Raw genomic sequence first — 16180 nt, 5'->3', positions numbered from 1 at the left:
GTTAGAAGAACTGTTTGCTGCACCATTTTGCCTGCTACGACAATGAAGTTGGAGCATCACCATGAGCAACCCCGGCCCCTTACCCGACCCCCTGGTGGACACGGATCCGACCGTCACCGTCAACGGTACCGTGCGGCATTTTGGCCAGTCCCCCGCGCACACCACCGCATTGGAGTGGCTGCGAGTCAATGGGCTCACCGGCGCCAAGGAGGGTTGCGCCGAAGGGGAATGTGGTGTGTGTGCCATTCTGATGGCCCAGACGGATCGTGCCGGCGGAGCACGCTGGGGTGCTCTCACGTCTTGTCTGGTTCCCATGGCTGCGCTCGATGGACAGGAACTGGTAACGGCAGAAGGTCTGGGCACGCCGTCGAAGTTGCATCCCGTCCAAGCGGCCATGGCGGCAGCGGGTGGTTCCCAATGCGGTTACTGCACTCCAGGATTTGTGTGCAGCATGGCCGCGGAGTTCTACCGAAGTGACCGCCAACCTGTTTCTGGCGCGACGGCCCCGGGCGAGCCTGTGGGCGCCCATCCCGAAACCGGCCCAAACGGCTTCGACCTTCATGCCCTCAGCGGCAATTTGTGCCGATGCACCGGCTACCGCCCCATCCGCGACGCAGCTTTTTCGCTGCCCATGGCCGACGACGACGCCATCTCACGCCGTCGGCTCACCAGCGCACCAGAATTCCGGTCCACGTTTCTCGAGCGGGACGACGGAATCTTCATCCGGGCCACAACCCTGCCTCAGGCTGTAACCCTGCTGGCCGAGAACCCCGGCGCCGTGCTTGTCGCAGGAAGCACCGACTGGGGCGTGGAGGTCACCATCCGGGCCAGGCGGGCACCACTGGTCATAGCCATCGAGAGCATCCCCGAACTGAACGTCATCCACCGTGGAGACACAGAGATTGAGATTGGCGCCGCCGTACCGTTGTCACAGATTGAAGCCGTGCTCGGTGACCGGGTGCCCCTCCTGGCTCAGCTCATCCCCCAGTTCGCCTCCAGACTGATTCGCAACAGGGCAACCCTTGGCGGAAACCTTGGCACCGGCTCCCCCATTGGCGATAGCCCACCTGTCCTGCTTGCCTTGGAGGCCCAGATTGTTCTGGTCTCCGCCATGGGCGAGCGGGTCCTTCCTGTGGCGGAATATTTCACCGGCTACCGTGCCACGCTCAAGCGAGCCGATGAACTCATCAAGTCGGTTCGCATCCCGCTGCCTGGTTCCAACGCCAATGCTTTTCATAAGATCACCAAACGGCGTTTTGATGACATTTCCAGTGTTGCCGTGGCCTTCAGTCTCCAGATCGATGAGGGTGTCATTACGACGGCGAGGATTGGCTTGGGCGGTGTGGCGCCAACCCCGCTTCGAGCACGTGCCACGGAGGCTGTCCTCACCGGGCAGCTGTGGAATCGTGAAACGGTCAGGCACGCCGCCGCAACACTGGAGAGCGAAGGAACCCCCATGGACGATCACCGGGCCAGCTCGCGCTACCGGACGCTCATGCTCTCCGGCGCCTTGCTCAAACTGTATGCACAAAACAGTGCCTCACCGGAGGTATCATCATGAGCTCACTTTCACACCGCCTCAGAGACCCCATCGTAGGCCAGCCGGTACCTCACGAAAGTGCTCGACTGCATGTCACCGGCCAGGCCCTCTATACCGACGATATTGCCGCCCGTACCCCGGATGCACTCACAGCTTGGCCCGTACAGTCACCGCACGCACATGCGAGAATACGCTCCATTGACTCCGCGGCGGCGCTGGCTCTTCCGGGAGTTGTCCGAGTGCTCACGGCAGTGGATGTGCCAGGCGTCAATGACTGCGGAGGCAAGGGCGATGAACCGCTCTTTCCGGCCGAGGCCATGTTCCACGGCCATGCAGTGGCCTGGGTGCTGGCCGAGAATCAGGACACGGCCCGTGCCGGTGCCGCGGCCGTCACTGTTGACTATGAGGTATTGCCCTCACTTATCTCGGTGCGCGACGCCATCGCTGCAGGCTCTTTCCAAGGTACGCCCAAAACCGTCAGTCGCGGTGATGCTCGGGCTGCTCTTGCCACCGCGCACAGGGTGCTCGCCGGTGTCACTGAGTTTTCCGGTCAAGAACACTTCTACTTGGAGACGCAGGCTGCGTTGGCCACCGTGGACGAGGGCGGCCAGCTTTTCGTGCAAAGCAGCACTCAGCACCCCTCGGAAACACAGGAAATTCTGGCTCATGTACTGAACCGCCCGCACCACGAGGTCACCGTGCAGAGTCTGCGCATGGGTGGCGGCTTCGGCGGTAAGGAAATGCAATCCCATGGATTTGCGGCCATTGCTGCTCTAGGCACTCTCCTCACTGGCCGCCCCGTACGGGTGCGCCTAAACCGCACTCTGGATATGACCATGACCGGCAAACGGCACGGATTCCACACCACCTGGGAAGTGGGCTTTTCCGAGGATGGGACGTTGCTGGCCTTGAAGGCCCAACTCACCTCGGATGGAGGCTGGTGTTTGGACTTGTCCGAGGCCGTGCTGGCCCGTGCGCTCTGCCATGTGGACAACGCCTATTTCATCCCGAATGTGGAAGTCCAAGGCCGTGTGGCCCGGTCCAACAAAACCTCTCAAACTGCGTTCCGCGGATTTGGCGGACCACAAGGTATGTTGCTGATCGAGGACATTCTTGGCCGCAGCGCCCCGTTATTGGGTCTGACACCTGAACAGTTGCGCCGGAAAAACTTCTACCGAGAAGGGCAAAACACGCCCTACGGTATGCCTGTCCGCCAGGCCGACCGAATCGCTACCGTGTGGAATCAGGTATTTGAACGTAGCGACTTCGCCGCGCGCCGCAAGGAGATTGACGCGTTCAACACCGTTAACACCGATCAAAAACGCGGTCTGGTTATCACGCCGGTAAAGTTTGGCATCTCCTTCAACTTGGTGGCGTTCAATCAGGCGGGCGCCTTGGTGCATGTCTACAAAGACGGCTCGGTCCTCATCAACCACGGTGGCACGGAGATGGGTCAGGGCCTGCACACAAAGATGCTGCAGGTAGCCGCCACGGCATTGGGTGTCCCGCTGTCCTCGGTCCGCCTTGCCCCCACACGCACAGACAAGGTGCCCAACACCTCGGCCACCGCGGCCAGTTCGGGCTCAGACCTCAATGGCGGGGCAGTGAAAAACGCCTGCGAACAGATCGTGGAGCGGCTTTCCGTGGTGGCCGGCGGCATGCTGGGCGCTTCATCCCACGATGTCCGTATTTCCCAGGGAACGGTGACCGCGCTGGGCGTCAAGAACAAGAGCTTCCCCTTTTCTGAGGTGGTCATGGCGGCGTACATGCAGCGGGTCCAGTTGTGGGCTGCCGGCTTTTATCGGACTGAAGGGCTGCATTGGAACGCTGAAACCATGCAAGGAGAGCCCTTCAAATACTTTGCCTGCGGTGCCGCCGTGGCCGAGGTGGAAGTGGATGGCTTCACCGGCGCCTATTCCCAACGCCGGGTGGATATTGTCCACGACGCTGGGGAATCCCTCTCCCCGATCGTTGATATTGGCCAGATTGAAGGTGGCTACGTTCAAGGTGCGGGTTGGTTGACGTTGGAAGATCTCCGGTGGGACGAAGGCACCGGCCCAACTCGCGGCCGGCTCCTGACACAGTCAGCCAGTACGTACAAGCTGCCGAGCTTCTCGGAGATGCCGGAAATATTTAACGTACATTTGCTGGAGCACGCCGAAGAAGAGGGCGCTGTGTACGGGTCCAAGGCCGTTGGGGAGCCACCCTTCATGCTGGCCTTCAGCGTGCGTGAAGCCCTTCGTGCCGCCGTTGCTGCCTTTGGCCCGGCGGGGCGTAGCGTCACGCTGGCGTCCCCGGCAACACCGGAAGCTGTTTTCTGGGCCGTCCAAGAATCGCGCGAAGCAGCCACCGAAGCTGCGGCGCAAACGCCGGATCCTTTTTCTACCGAAGCTGCCACAGCCATTCCCAGGCCCGCAATAGTGGAGCCGTAGCCGTGGACTGGCTGGAAGCGGTTACGCTGCTGCGAGAACACCATGAAACTGCTGTCCTGGCCACCCTGGCCCAGATACGCGGTCATTCACCCCGCGAGACCGGGGCCAAGATGGTTATTTCCGTTCAGGACTCGTGGGGAACGGTGGGTGGCGGGAACTTTGAGGCGGAGGTGATTGACCGCGCCCGGGAACTCATCGCCACCGGACAGAGAACGTCGGAGCTGATGACCTTTGCGCTTAACGACAAACTGGCCACCCGCCATGGGGTGCAGTGCTGCGGCGGGGAAGTCAGTGTCCTCCTGGAGGTACTTGGCGCCCGGCGGACAGTGGCCATCTTCGGCATGGGCCACGTGGGATACGAGATCGCGCACATTATGGCCAGACTTCCCGTAGACCTGGTGCTCACCGATTCCCGCCCGGACGCGGTCACCCCGGAACGGATGCGGCCTTTGCTTGAAGGCCAGGCCGCGGTGAGCGTTCATCACGCGCCAGCCCCAGAGGTAGTCCTGCGTGAGCTTCCGCAGGGGGCCTTCATTCTTGTGCTCACGCATGATCATGCCGAGGACCTGATTCTTTGCGAGGCTGCACTGCGGTCCCAGCCGTCCTATATTGGGCTGATCGGCTCCCACAGCAAATGGCAGCGATTTTGCAAAAGGCTCCGCGAAGAGGGCCACGATGGAGAGCAGATCAGCCGCATTACAAGCCCCATCGGCTTACCCTCCATCACGGGCAAGGATCCGGCGAGCATTGCCATTGCCGTTGCCGCGGATCTGACCATCCGCTGGGAGTCACTCCAGGGCTGAAATTGCCGCCCAGGTGCCCCAATCTCAACTCCGGAGACTGAGTCAGTACGCTGTGGATCCAGTTACGCGTCCAGGCTGGCCGGCTTGGCATTCACGGGGATTACCCGAGGGCGCGGGGGTGCGCGGCGGCATACACTTCACGCAAGGTCTCAGCCGTGACCAGCGTGTAAACCTGCGTTGTGGTCACCGAGGCGTGACCCAAGAGTTCCTGAACAACACGCACATCGGCCCCACCTTCTAGTAAGTGGGTGGCAAATGAATGGCGCAGCGTGTGGGGTGAGACTTCAACATCCACCTGAGCCTTTTCGGCGACGGTTTTTAGAATGGTCCACACGCTTTGGCGGCTGATCCGCCCGCCTCGAGCATTGAGGAACAAGGCAGGTGTTCCCTTGCCTTTGGCCACCAGCGCAGGCCTCCCCCGGACCAGATAGGCTTCCAAGGCTCGCAGGGCGTAGGAGCCGATAGGTACTATCCGTTCCTTGGAACCCTTGCCGAACAAGCGCACCAGCGAGGGTCCGTCCTCGGATTCGGCGGGAAGCACCAGATCATCCACGTCGAGCCCCACGGCTTCGCTGATGCGGGCGCCTGTGGAGTACAAGAACTCCAACATGGCCGCGTCCCGTAGACCGGTAGGGGTCTCGGATCCGGCTGCTTCAAGGATGCGGGTGACATCGTGCACACTGATGGCTTTAGGGAGCCTGCGGCCAGCCTGCGGCGGGTGAATGTCGGTGGCTGGATCGGCGGTACTGATGCCCTCCAGCGCCCAAAATTTGTGGAGTCCGCGCACCGACACAACAGTGCGTGCCACGGAGCGCAGCCCCAGCGCCGATCCCCCATCGGCGCCGTCGGACAGGCCCTGAGAAAACTCACTGATATGGCGGCGCGTTATCTGCTCCACCTGGGTAATTCCGGCCGCTTGCAGGAATAGTCCATAGCGGCGCAGATCGCGCTCATACGCTTGCAAGGTGTTTGGAGCCAGACCGCGCTCCACGCTTACATGCAACAAATAGTCGTGGATGAGCCGCTCCACCTCTGAAGAGACTGGCAGAGGCGGCGCACCAGTTGGTGCGAGCGAGGTCACTGGCCGCGCTGGGCTGGATGTTCCGGCCACGGCGCGTTAGCATCGCGCAGCTGGCTGAACCCGTTGCGGGAGGCCTGAGCTGCCGCCAAAATACCGACGACGGCGGACGGGTTGTGTATGCGGCCGCTCAGAACCGCGTCTGCAGCCTCGTCCACGTCGACCCAAGCGAAGGTTATTTCAGCTTCCTCGTCGGTGCGCACATGGCGTTCGTTCTCTGGAACCTCGGAAAGCCCGCGGGCCAGGTAGATCCTGATCGCCTCGCTGGATGATCCAGGGGTAGTGAAATAGTCGGTGAGCACGTGCCATTGGGCTGCTACGAGGTCTGCCTCTTCGGCCAGCTCGCGGGCAGCGCCAACAACAAAGTTCTCACCCTCAATATCCAGCAGCCCGGCGGGGATCTCCCACAGGACCATTTGCACTGGATGCCGGTACTGGCTCAACAGCAGTACCTGGTTCTGCTCGTTGAGCACCACAACTGCCACGGCCCCGGGATGGGCCATGTAGTCGCGAGTGATAGGTTCTGCCTCAGGGGTGAGGCTGAACGTATCCGAGACGATGTCCCAAATGCGCCCTTGGTACACCGTCGAGGAGGACTGCAAGGTGCGTTGGCTAAACGTGTCCGCCAAAGTTCCGGAGTCCTGCCCCGTTGACGGTGTACCAAGGTTTGTCACTTAGACCTCCAGCAGCCGGGTGGCGTTCTGCCGGTTCAAAGCGGCGGCAATCAGGCCAGCAAACAGGGCGTGCGGCCGGGTGGGGCGCGAGCTCAGTTCCGGGTGTGCCTGAGTGGAGACGTAGTACGGGTGAACGTCTGCAGGCAGCTCCACAAATTCAACAAGCTTGCCATCGGGTGAGGTTCCGGAGAACACCAACCCGGCAGCAGCGATCTGCTCCCGGTACTTGTTGTTGACTTCGTAGCGGTGACGGTGACGTTCGGAGACGTCAGTGGTTCCGTACGTTGTTGCAACAACGGAGCCTTCCGTGAGCACGGCCGGGTAGAGACCCAGGCGCATGGTGCCGCCAAGATCGCCCTTGCCGGCCACAATGTCCTGCTGCTCTTCCATGGTGGCAATGACGGGGTAGGTGGGGTTGTCGTCAAACTCCGAGGAGGATGCGCCTTCCAGACCAACCACGTTGCGGGCATACTCGATAACCATGCTTTGCAGACCAAGGCACAGTCCCAGTGTGGGAATCTGGTTTTCGCGGGCAAACTTCAAAGCACCCAGTTTGCCTTCCAAACCACGGATACCGAAGCCACCGGGAACGCAGATGGCGTCAACGTCAGCCAATGCGTTCTTGGCGCCAGCTTCCGTAGCGCATTCATCTGACGGGACCCAGCGGATCTTCACGCGTGCAGCATTGGCGAAACCGCCGGCGCGCAGCGCTTCGGTCACGGAGAGGTAGGCATCCGGCAGATCGATGTACTTGCCAACCAGGGCAACTTCAACGTGGTGAGCCGGGTTGTGAACAACCTCAAGGAGCTTGTCCCACTTGGTCCAGTCAACATCCTTGAAGGACAGGCCCAGGGCCCGCACAATGTAGGAATCCAGGCCCTGCGAGTGAAGGGTCTTGGGAATGTCGTAAATGCTGGGAGCATCGGGGCAACCGATGACTGCTTCAACGTCAACGTCGCAGGCACGGCCAATTTTGACGTGCATGGCCTCGGGCAAGACCCGGTCCGAGCGAAGGATGAGAGCGTCGGGCTGAATACCCAAGGAGCGCAGCGCGGCAACTGAGTGCTGCGTGGGCTTGGTCTTGAGTTCGTGAGACGGGCCAATATAGGGAACCAGGGAAACATGTGCAAAGAACACATTGTTGCGGCCCACGTCTTGGCGTACCTGGCGGGCGGACTCCATGAACGGCTGGGACTCGATGTCGCCTACCGTGCCACCAATCTCGGTGATGATGACATCAGGCGGGTTGGCGCCTTCAGCGGGCAAGCGCATGCGGCGCTTGATTTCATCGGTGATGTGCGGGATGACCTGGACGGTATCGCCCAAGTACTCTCCGCGGCGTTCCTTTGCGATGACTGTGGAGTAGACCTGACCAGTTGTAACGTTGGCAGATCCTTCCAAGTTTTCATCGAGGAAGCGCTCGTAATGGCCAATGTCCAGGTCGGTTTCGGCGCCATCGTCTGTGACGAAGACTTCACCGTGCTGGAAGGGATTCATTGTGCCAGGATCCACGTTGAGATAGGGATCGAGTTTCTGCATTGTGACCGACAGGCCGCGTGCACGCAGCAGATGGCCGAGGCTTGAAGCCGTCAGCCCTTTGCCGAGCGAGGACGCGACTCCGCCAGTGACGAAGATGTGTTTGGTCGTCTTGGACTGACCACTGAACCGGGAATTTGATCGTTGCACCACGGAATTCGAGCCTATCATCTAATGAGCCAATATGCGTTCGCGAACGGCAGGCAATCTCTGCGCTGCCACCCCCTGGTTCTACCCTGCTGAGCGTGCGCCCTGAGCCAAAAGTTCCTTGGCGTGGGCTTGTGCAGTGGCTGAATCCTCCTGCCCTGCAAGCATTCGCGCCAATTCCACCACCCGTTCCTCGTAGTTCAAAAGCCGGACATTACTGGTGGTTATTCCTGTTGAGTTTTTGCTCACAGAACTCTTGGTGACCAGAATATGTTGGTCGGCAAACGCTGCGACCTGGGGCAAGTGCGTCACCACAAGCACCTGCACGTGTTCGGCCAACATGGCGAGCCTACGGCCAATTTCCACGGCGGCCTTGCCTCCTACCCCGGAGTCAACTTCGTCAAAGACAAAGGTGGGCACAGGATCCACGGCGGCCAGCACTACTTCCAGCGCCAGCATCACACGGGAAAGCTCACCGCCGGAGGCTCCCTTGCCCAAAGGGCGCGGGAGGGCGCCGGCGTGGGGCGCCAATAGGAAGGCAATGTCATCCTCGCCGTGGATGCTGCGTTCAGTAGCGGTGATCTCAATAACCAGCCTGGCATCAGGCATGGCAAGAGCTTTCAGCTCTGCACTGACGGCCTTGGCAAGCTTCTCGGCGGCCTTGCGCCGTAGTGCGCTAACTTCGCCAGCAAGGGTGCCCAGCTGCGCCAAGGCAGCCACCTCTTCAGCGTCGAGGGCATCGATCCGGCCACTGTCGTCACTAAGTTCAGTCAATCGCACCCGGGCAGCGTCGGCCCAGATAATCACTTCATCAATGCTGGGAGCATATTTGCGCACCAAAACAGCCAGTTCCCCGCGGCGGTCTTCTACCTCAGCCAAACGGCCCGGCCCCTCGGAGTCCAGCGAGGTGGCATAGCTGGCCAGATCCCTGGCGATATCGGCCAGCAAATAACCCACCTCGGAGAGGCGCTTGGTGGTTTGAGCCAATTCCTCATCGGCCTCCGCCACCGCTTCCACCAACCGTTTGGCGTTATCCACCAGGGTTGCCGCGTCTAAACCGTCACCGTAATCGGCAGCACTGAGCGCCTCATGCGCACTCAGCGTCGCCTTACGCAGTTCCTCCACATTCCCCAGCTTGACGGCCTGGGCCTTGAGAAGTTCATCCTCAGCATCAAGAGGCGCCACAGCGTCAATCTCTGCCAGTGCGGTAGTCAACGATTCGGCTTCACGCAGGCGTTCCCGGCTGGCTGAGCGCAACTCCTGCAATTCGCTCTGGATGGCCCGCCAGCGTTCAAAAACACCCCTGTAGCTGCGCATTTTAGCGGCGAAACCTTTGTTGGCCTCGGCCGCAAACTTATCCAACGCAATGCGTTGAGCGGACGGGTTTTTCAAGCGAATCTGGTCCGACTGCCCATGCACAGCAACGAGGGCATCGCCGATCTCGTTGAGCACGCCAATGGGTGCGCTGCGACCCCCAACATGCGCACGGCTACGCCCATCGGCATTGACGGTGCGCGCCAGAATCAGCTGCGCACCGCCATCGAACTCGTCAATTTCGGCACCGGCCTCCAGTGCCCGCAACAGTACCGGATGCCCTGCTGGCAGAGTCACTGTGGCCTCCGCGGAAGCTGTTTTGGCGCCATTGCGCACAGCCCCGGCATCTGCCCTGTTTCCCAGCAGAAGTCCGACGGCGGTCACCACCATGGTCTTTCCGGCACCGGTTTCACCGCTGACAACGCTCAAGCCAGGCCCCAGCGGAAGGGTGGATTCGGAGATGACGCCGAGGTCGCGAATGCGAATTTCTTCAATCATGGGCGGTCCTGATCATAGAATCCGGTGGTCCCCGAATAGCTGGTTTCATGGGGCGGGAGCATCAGATCCGGAACCTGTGGGACGTGGCCCGCGGGTGGCCCTTCCAACGGAAACTTCGGCTTGGGCGTTTTGATGATAGGCAGCTGGGACGTGGGTGCTGGCGACTCGTCCAGCGTGGGCCCACGCCAGCCTTGCACGGGCAGTTCAAACTTACGCACCAGGCGTTCGGAGAACGTGGACTGCTGGGTCCGGGCCAGCTTGACCGGCTTGGGTGAACGGGTGACCTCGATGCGGGCCCCGGGCAGTAGATCCACGGTGCGCCGACCATCACACCAGATGACACCATAGGCGCCATTGCGGCTCAACACTTCAACAGCCAGCATGGACGTGGGCGCAACCACCAAGGGCTTGGCAAACAATGCGTGGGCACTGATGGGCACCATCAACAAGGCTTCCACGCCGGGCCACACCACGGGGCCACCGGCCGAAAAGGCATAGGCAGTAGAGCCTGTGGGGGTGGCCATGACCACTCCGTCGCAGCCGTAGGAGGTTAGGGGCCGGCCGTCCACTTCGGTGACGACTTCAATCATGCGTTCTCGGTTGCCTTTTTCCAGGGCAACCTCGTTGAGCGCCCAGGTGTGCGCAACCACCTTGCCGGCAACCTTGACAATAACGTCTAGGCACATGCGTTCTTCCACGGAATACCGGCGCTGAACCACGGCCGAGACGGTTTGGATGAGCTCTTCGCGTTCGCTCTCAGCCAGGAATCCCACATGGCCCAAGTTGACCCCGAGCAGGGGAACATCGTAATCACGGACCAGCTCGGCTGCCCGCAAGATGGTGCCATCGCCGCCCAGAACCATGACCAGTTCAATGTCCGCCAACGTGACATCCCGGTCAAGGATCTCCATGTTGACGCTGGAAACACCCAAGTACCCTGTCATATCGGCCAGTTCGTCGGCGTACATGACGGGAACAATACTGTTTGCATGAAGTTCCACGCACGCCTCGAGGGCTGCCAGCATCGACTCTTCACGGCCAGTATGGGCCAGAATCAAGACGCGCCGTGTCATGTGCTGTTTCCTCATCACGTTGTAGCAGGAGAACTTATTACTGAACTACTTGCTGCCAGCCCCTTGAGCATCGGGCCACAGTTGGGCCAGCAGCGTCTGAACTGCCAGCTCTTGTTCTTCGATCTTAGGCGCAGGCCCTGACACTTCACGGCTAGCCAGGAGAAAATACTCAACATTACCCTCTTGGCCGGGCAGGGAACTGGTGCCAATGCCGTGCAGACGCAGTCCGTTCGCGACGGCGGACTCGGCAACCAGGGCGACTGCCCGGCGTCGTTCATTCTCGCTGCTGACAACACCTGTGCGGGCCAAGCGGTCCTTGCCCACCTCAAACTGGGGCTTGACCATGAGCAGCAGCTCACCGCCCTCCTTGGTTGCCAAGGCCAAGGGGCCCATGACCTTCGTCAGGGAGATGAAGGACAGGTCACAAACTGTGAGGTCTGCGGCACCACCCATGTCCTCGGGGTGCATGTAGCGAATGTTGAGGCCCTCGTAGACTTCCACACGAGGATCGTTGCGCAGGGACTCAACTAGCTGTCCGTGCCCCACATCCACGGCAGCGACCTTGGCCGCACCGTTGCGCAGCAAAACGTCAGTGAAGCCACCTGTTGAGGCTCCTGCGTCAAAGCAGCGCTTGCCGGCAATGCTGACCTGCGGGAAGTGCGCCAGGGCACCAGCTAGTTTGTGGCCGGCGCGGGAGACGTAGTCCTCTTCCGTCCCGGGGGCCAGCTCCAGCAGCATCAGCTCCGTGACAGAGTGCGCGGCCTTGGCTGAGGTGATGCCATTAACGCTGACCCGGCCAGCCTTGATGAACGTGGCGGCCATGGTCCGTGACTGGGCAAGGCCGCGGTTGACCAGTTCTTGGTCCAATCGGGTCATGGGGATACTCCTTTGAGTGCGGCGGAGGGGTCGGCGTTGAGTTCGCTTTCCAGCCCCACTAAGACGGTGGCGTATAGCTCTTTGTGGTCCCCCACCGGGAGCTGGCCAGCCTGAGCGGCCAGCTCCACCATCGAGTCAACGCCGGGATCGCCGGTGGGCTGGGACGCTGCGATTATTTCTTCGTTCATAGGAAGGTGCTGTGCCAGGTGATGACTGGCGTGGTTGCCGCATCCGCTTGGGGCACTGCAGCCCACCACGCGGCACACGCGGCCCGCCACGCATCTGGATCGTCGGTCGTGCCTGCAATGTGAACGGTGTCCACGGACTCGCCGTCACTGCCACGCGTGACGGTCGCGGCAGCGGCACCACAGGTGACTGTTGCGCCGTCGAACTCAATGTCCGGGTAGGCGCTGTACAGCTCCTTCAGCGTAGGGATGATGAACGTGGGCCGCTCAGCTGTGCAAGCGCGCAGCGCAGTTTCGCCCGAATCCACACCCGTCAGGACTAGGGCCGTGGCCATTCCTGCGTTGTTGCCGCCCAGAATGTCGGTGTCCAGTCGGTCACCCACCACCAGGGGCGCCTTGGCACCCAAACGATTGGCGGCTGTATGGAACAGGGGCGCTTCAGGCTTGCCAGCAACCATCGGATCAAATCCGACGGCGGCGCGCACCGCTGCGACCAAGGTCCCGTTACCGGGAGCGATCCCCCTGTCGCGGGGAATGGTCATGTCAGTGTTGGTGGCAATCCATGCCGCACCGCCCTTGATCGCGAAAGTTGCCTCAGCGAGATCCACCCAGCCAAGAGCAGGGTCAAAACCTTGGATCACCACGTCCGGGGCGTCCTGGGCACTGGCAACAACCTTCATGCCAAGGTCCAGTACTTCCTGCGCGAGTGCTGCACTGCCGGTGACAAGCACCTTGGAGCCTGCAGGAAACTTCGTGGCCAAGAGGGCAGCGCCCGCCTGGGCGGAACTGACCACTTGGTCATCGTCGGCAGGAGCGCCCAAGTCGCGTAAATGTGCAGCGACCTGCGCTGGCGTACGTGAGGCGTTATTCGTCACGTACGCCAGCTTGACGTTCTTCTCGGCAAGGCCGTTCAGAGCGTCAATAGCACCGGGGATAGCGGCCGGACCGGCGTAAACCACGCCGTCCAGATCCGCCAGCACCGCATCAAATGCAGTCAGCAAGATATCAGCGCTCACTGCTGCGCTCGTCGGAATCCTCGCCTTCAGCGGCGTTCAATTCATCTGACTCCACGCTGTCAGCGTCTGATTCAGCATCATCCGACTCGAAGTAGGAAGACTGAGCGTCATCCACGTTCGGCTCGTCCTGCTGCTCAACGTCGGCATCATCGGTGGTGAGCTCAGCGCTCTCCAATTTGGCGGCGTCGTCCATGACCGGCGCGGTGGCCGGCTCCATGACGTCAGCAACGCGTACACGGGCACGAGGGGAATCCAAGGGGATCTCCTCATCGTCACCGAGATCCATGATGATCTGGTCGAAACCTTCATCGAGGCCCAGGGCCTCCTCGGCAACGAGTGCCTGGTGCTCCCACTTCTTGGCCTCGGCCTTACGACCGGCGGCACGCAGCACCATGCCGTAAGCGCGGAACAGGCGGGGGCTGTAGGAGAAGGCGCGGTTCATGTCGAGCTGCGGGATTTCCAGGGCAGACAGAGCCGCGTCCATCTCACCAAGGTCTCCACGAGCACCGGATTCAACAATGGCCAACTCCACCTTGCCGGCGGTGTCCAAAGTTTCAGCATCCTCTGACTTGATCAAGTCAATGGCGCGGTCGGGGCGGCCCAAACCGCGTTCGCAGTCCGCCATGAGGGGCAGGTGAGCGTTGGAACCACTGATGCGACGGTAGGTGCGCAGTTCGCGCAGCGCCTCGCCGTACTTGCCGGCTGCATACGCAGTCATGGCAACGGCTTCACGGACGCAGGCCAAACGGCCACCGCGACGGCTTGCTGCAAGAGCGTGCTCGAAGGCCAGCTCCGGCTCGATGTCGATCAAACGGCCAGCCATGACCAAGTGCTTGGAAACCCATTCGTTGTTGCGCGAATCCAAGATGCGAAGCTGGGCGCGAGTTACCTTGTCCAGCTCTTCACCGGTGACATCGGGATCGATGTGAGGTGAACGGTCGCGGTCCGGGCGGTTGGAGCTGCGCAGGTCACCTGCGTTGCGCTCGGGCGCAACACGGGGTCCACGGTTTTCGCGATCACCGAATGACGGCCGGTCATTGACGCGAGCCGGACGGTCGCCACTGGGGCGTCCACCCTGGCCGCCGCGGTTATCGCGGTCACCGAATGACGGGCGGTCGTTGCTACGTGCCGGGCGATCACCGTAAGGACGGTCGCCACCTGAACGAGCGGGGCGGTCGTCGCGGTTGCCATATGAGGGACGCGAATCGCGGTCACCATAGGAGGGACGGTCGCCACTGGGGCGTCCACCCTGAGCACCGCGGTTGTCACGGTCACCGAATGACGGGCGGTCGTTGCTACGTGCCGGACGGTCGCCGTAAGGACGGTCGCCACCTGAACGAGCGGGGCGGTCACCATATGACGGGCGGTCACCGCTAGGGCGTCCACCCTGAGCACCGCGGTTGTCACGGTCACCGAATGAAGGGCGGTCGTTGCTACGTGCCGGACGGTCACCGTAGGGACGGTCGCCACCTGAACGAGCGGGGCGGTCACCGTAGGGACGGTCGCCACCTGAACGAGCGGGGCGGTCACCGTATGACGGGCGGTCACCGCTAGGGCGTCCACCCTGAGCACCGCGGTTATCGCGGTCACCGAATGCGGGGCGGTCGTTGCTACGTGCCGGACGGTCACCATATGACGGGCGGTCGCCACTAGGGCGTCCACCCTGGCCACCGCGGTTATCACGGTCACCGAAAGGCTTGCGGTCTTCACGACGTCCGTTGACCATGGGACGGTCGGCGCCACGGTTGTCACGGTCGCCATATGACGGGCGGTCGTTGCTGCGTGCGGGACGGTCGCCACCTGAACGAGCGGGACGGTCACCGTATGAAGGGCGATCGTTGCTGCGAGCCGGGCGGTCACCCTGGCCACCGCGGTTATCGCGATCGCCGACGGGACGGCCGTTGTTGCCGCCACGCTCGTTGTACGGGCGCGCCGGTTGGCGGTCGCTAGTCGGGGGGCGATCAGAGTAGGGCCGGTTGCCTGCACCCTTGTTGTCGCTTCCGCGTGAATTGTCCTCGCGCTTACCTTCGTACTGCTCAGCCATGCCGACTCCTAAACCTTCGAGCGCACTAACTGGCACAGTAACAGCCGCTCTTCACTATTGAAATTCTACGAAAAATCCTTGGACCACTTGGTCCATCCTCTAGTCTAGTCGAGATGAACGGCTCCACCCATGAATCTGGCGTATCTGGACAAGATGAGTGACCAATCACAAGTAAACGCGTTCACTGAATCGCTTTGCTGATCGACCACTTGCTCCCAGCTGATCGTTACGCGCGTCATGCTTTCATTTGCGGCTTCAAACTTTACGTCCACGTCGTTGGAACCCACGTTCTCGTCACCAAGAGTCCAATGGAATCTAATAAGTCCCGGCGAATCCCACTCTTGAATCTCCGCCCAAATCACTTCCTCGCCATCCTCCGACTCTTCCACCAAATGGTCACGCAAGATGGCGACGTGGCTACCTTCCCCAAACACACTCTGTTCCACAACAGGCCACCAAAGATGGACGGAATCAGAGAAACCGTCGAACGCCTGATCAACTGGAACGTCAATAGTGACTGACTGCTCAAACGGATCGGCCTCACGTGGCGCAACATAGTCCGGCTCAGGGGTGTGGGAAAAAAGATTGTGCATCAGGCAACCTTACTCTTCAAGTAAGGCAAGGACCCGCCCCACCGCCTTATGGAGATCCTTAAACCCCTGCAGGTCCAAGCGAATGACGGCCGAGGGCTCATCCACGCCTTTGACGACGCCGGATACATAGATGGGTTGCTGATCCTGAGTTGCATTGGCTTGCTTGGATACAGACGATGTGGTTCTGGCTGTTAAAGAGTTGTGGCTACCCTGGTTGGGGTGGCCGTGTGTGGTGTGGGTTGTTAAATGCGGGGAGGCCCCACACCGTGTTTGGTGTGGGGCCTCGACCCTTTTTTTTACGTGTTGTCCGGCGGTGTCCTACTCTCCCACATCCTCACGAATGCAGTACCATCGGCGCTGTGGGTCTTAGC

The 16180-nt window shown here is 61.2% G+C and carries 13 protein-coding genes; 3 read left to right on the top strand and 10 right to left on the bottom strand.

Going from position 1 to position 16180, the window contains the following annotated elements; genetic code table 11:
• The first annotated feature begins 61 nt into the window (after positions 1-61).
• From CXQ93_RS16190 to xdhC, 3 genes are read left to right on the top strand one after another with little or no spacing between them, the layout of a single operon-like run.
• On the top strand, positions 62-1561 hold the full coding sequence (locus tag CXQ93_RS16190; protein ID WP_104111466.1) for a xanthine dehydrogenase small subunit: 1500 nt from the start codon (positions 62-64) through the stop codon (positions 1559-1561).
• Complete coding sequence (gene xdhB / locus CXQ93_RS16185) at positions 1558-3972, top strand: xanthine dehydrogenase molybdopterin binding subunit (protein ID WP_104111465.1); 2415 nt, start codon at positions 1558-1560, stop codon at positions 3970-3972. The genes CXQ93_RS16190 and xdhB overlap by 4 nt, the downstream gene beginning before the upstream one ends.
• A gap of 2 nt (positions 3973-3974) precedes the next feature.
• The gene (xdhC, locus tag CXQ93_RS16180) at positions 3975-4775 is read left to right on the top strand and encodes a xanthine dehydrogenase accessory protein XdhC (RefSeq protein ID WP_104111464.1); all 801 of its coding nucleotides are present in this window, start codon (positions 3975-3977) and stop codon (positions 4773-4775) included.
• Between the two features lie 100 nt (positions 4776-4875).
• Here the strand turns inward: xdhC and xerD are convergent, their stop codons facing one another.
• From xerD to CXQ93_RS16130, 10 genes are all read right to left on the bottom strand, one after another.
• Positions 4876-5886: a site-specific tyrosine recombinase XerD gene (xerD, locus tag CXQ93_RS16175; protein ID WP_374953421.1), complete on the bottom strand. Its 1011-nt coding sequence runs from the start codon at positions 5884-5886 to the stop codon at positions 4876-4878.
• The gene (locus CXQ93_RS16170; protein WP_374953420.1) at positions 5853-6527 is read right to left on the bottom strand and encodes an NUDIX domain-containing protein; all 675 of its coding nucleotides are present in this window, start codon (positions 6525-6527) and stop codon (positions 5853-5855) included. Before CXQ93_RS16170 ends, xerD begins: the two co-directional genes overlap by 34 nt.
• Complete coding sequence (locus tag CXQ93_RS16165; RefSeq protein ID WP_104111462.1) at positions 6528-8234, bottom strand: CTP synthase; 1707 nt, start codon at positions 8232-8234, stop codon at positions 6528-6530.
• Between the two features lie 60 nt (positions 8235-8294).
• Positions 8295-10022 (bottom strand): DNA repair protein RecN, encoded by a 1728-nt coding sequence (gene recN, locus CXQ93_RS16160; RefSeq protein ID WP_104111461.1) that lies wholly within the window; start codon positions 10020-10022, stop codon positions 8295-8297.
• Entirely contained in the window at positions 10019-11095 is a 1077-nt protein-coding gene (locus CXQ93_RS16155) for an NAD kinase (RefSeq protein WP_104111460.1), read from the bottom strand. Before CXQ93_RS16155 ends, recN begins: the two co-directional genes overlap by 4 nt.
• Positions 11096-11140: 45 nt before the next feature.
• Positions 11141-11971, bottom strand: a complete 831-nt coding sequence (locus CXQ93_RS16150; RefSeq protein ID WP_104111459.1) for a TlyA family RNA methyltransferase — start codon at positions 11969-11971, stop codon at positions 11141-11143.
• Positions 11968-12159 carry a hypothetical protein gene (locus CXQ93_RS16145; RefSeq protein ID WP_104111458.1) on the bottom strand — a complete coding sequence of 64 codons (192 nt, stop codon included), beginning with the start codon at positions 12157-12159 and terminating at the stop codon, positions 11968-11970. Before CXQ93_RS16145 ends, CXQ93_RS16150 begins: the two co-directional genes overlap by 4 nt.
• A complete protein-coding gene (locus tag CXQ93_RS16140) occupies positions 12156-13172 on the bottom strand; it encodes an HAD-IIA family hydrolase (RefSeq protein ID WP_104111457.1) in 1017 nt (338 codons plus the stop codon). Before CXQ93_RS16140 ends, CXQ93_RS16145 begins: the two co-directional genes overlap by 4 nt.
• Positions 13162-15216 (bottom strand): hypothetical protein, encoded by a 2055-nt coding sequence (locus CXQ93_RS21155; RefSeq protein ID WP_258069069.1) that lies wholly within the window; start codon positions 15214-15216, stop codon positions 13162-13164. The genes CXQ93_RS16140 and CXQ93_RS21155 overlap by 11 nt, the downstream gene beginning before the upstream one ends.
• Before the next feature lie 104 nt (positions 15217-15320).
• Positions 15321-15809 (bottom strand): SRPBCC domain-containing protein, encoded by a 489-nt coding sequence (locus CXQ93_RS16130; RefSeq protein ID WP_104111456.1) that lies wholly within the window; start codon positions 15807-15809, stop codon positions 15321-15323.
• Between the last annotated feature and the right edge of the window lie 371 nt (positions 15810-16180).

This window comes from Arthrobacter sp. N199823 (assembly GCF_002929705.1).
GTDB lineage: Bacteria > Actinomycetota > Actinomycetes > Actinomycetales > Micrococcaceae > Specibacter.
The sequence above is the reverse complement of the archived record's forward strand: the minus strand, read 5'-3'. Positions and strand labels throughout refer to the sequence as shown.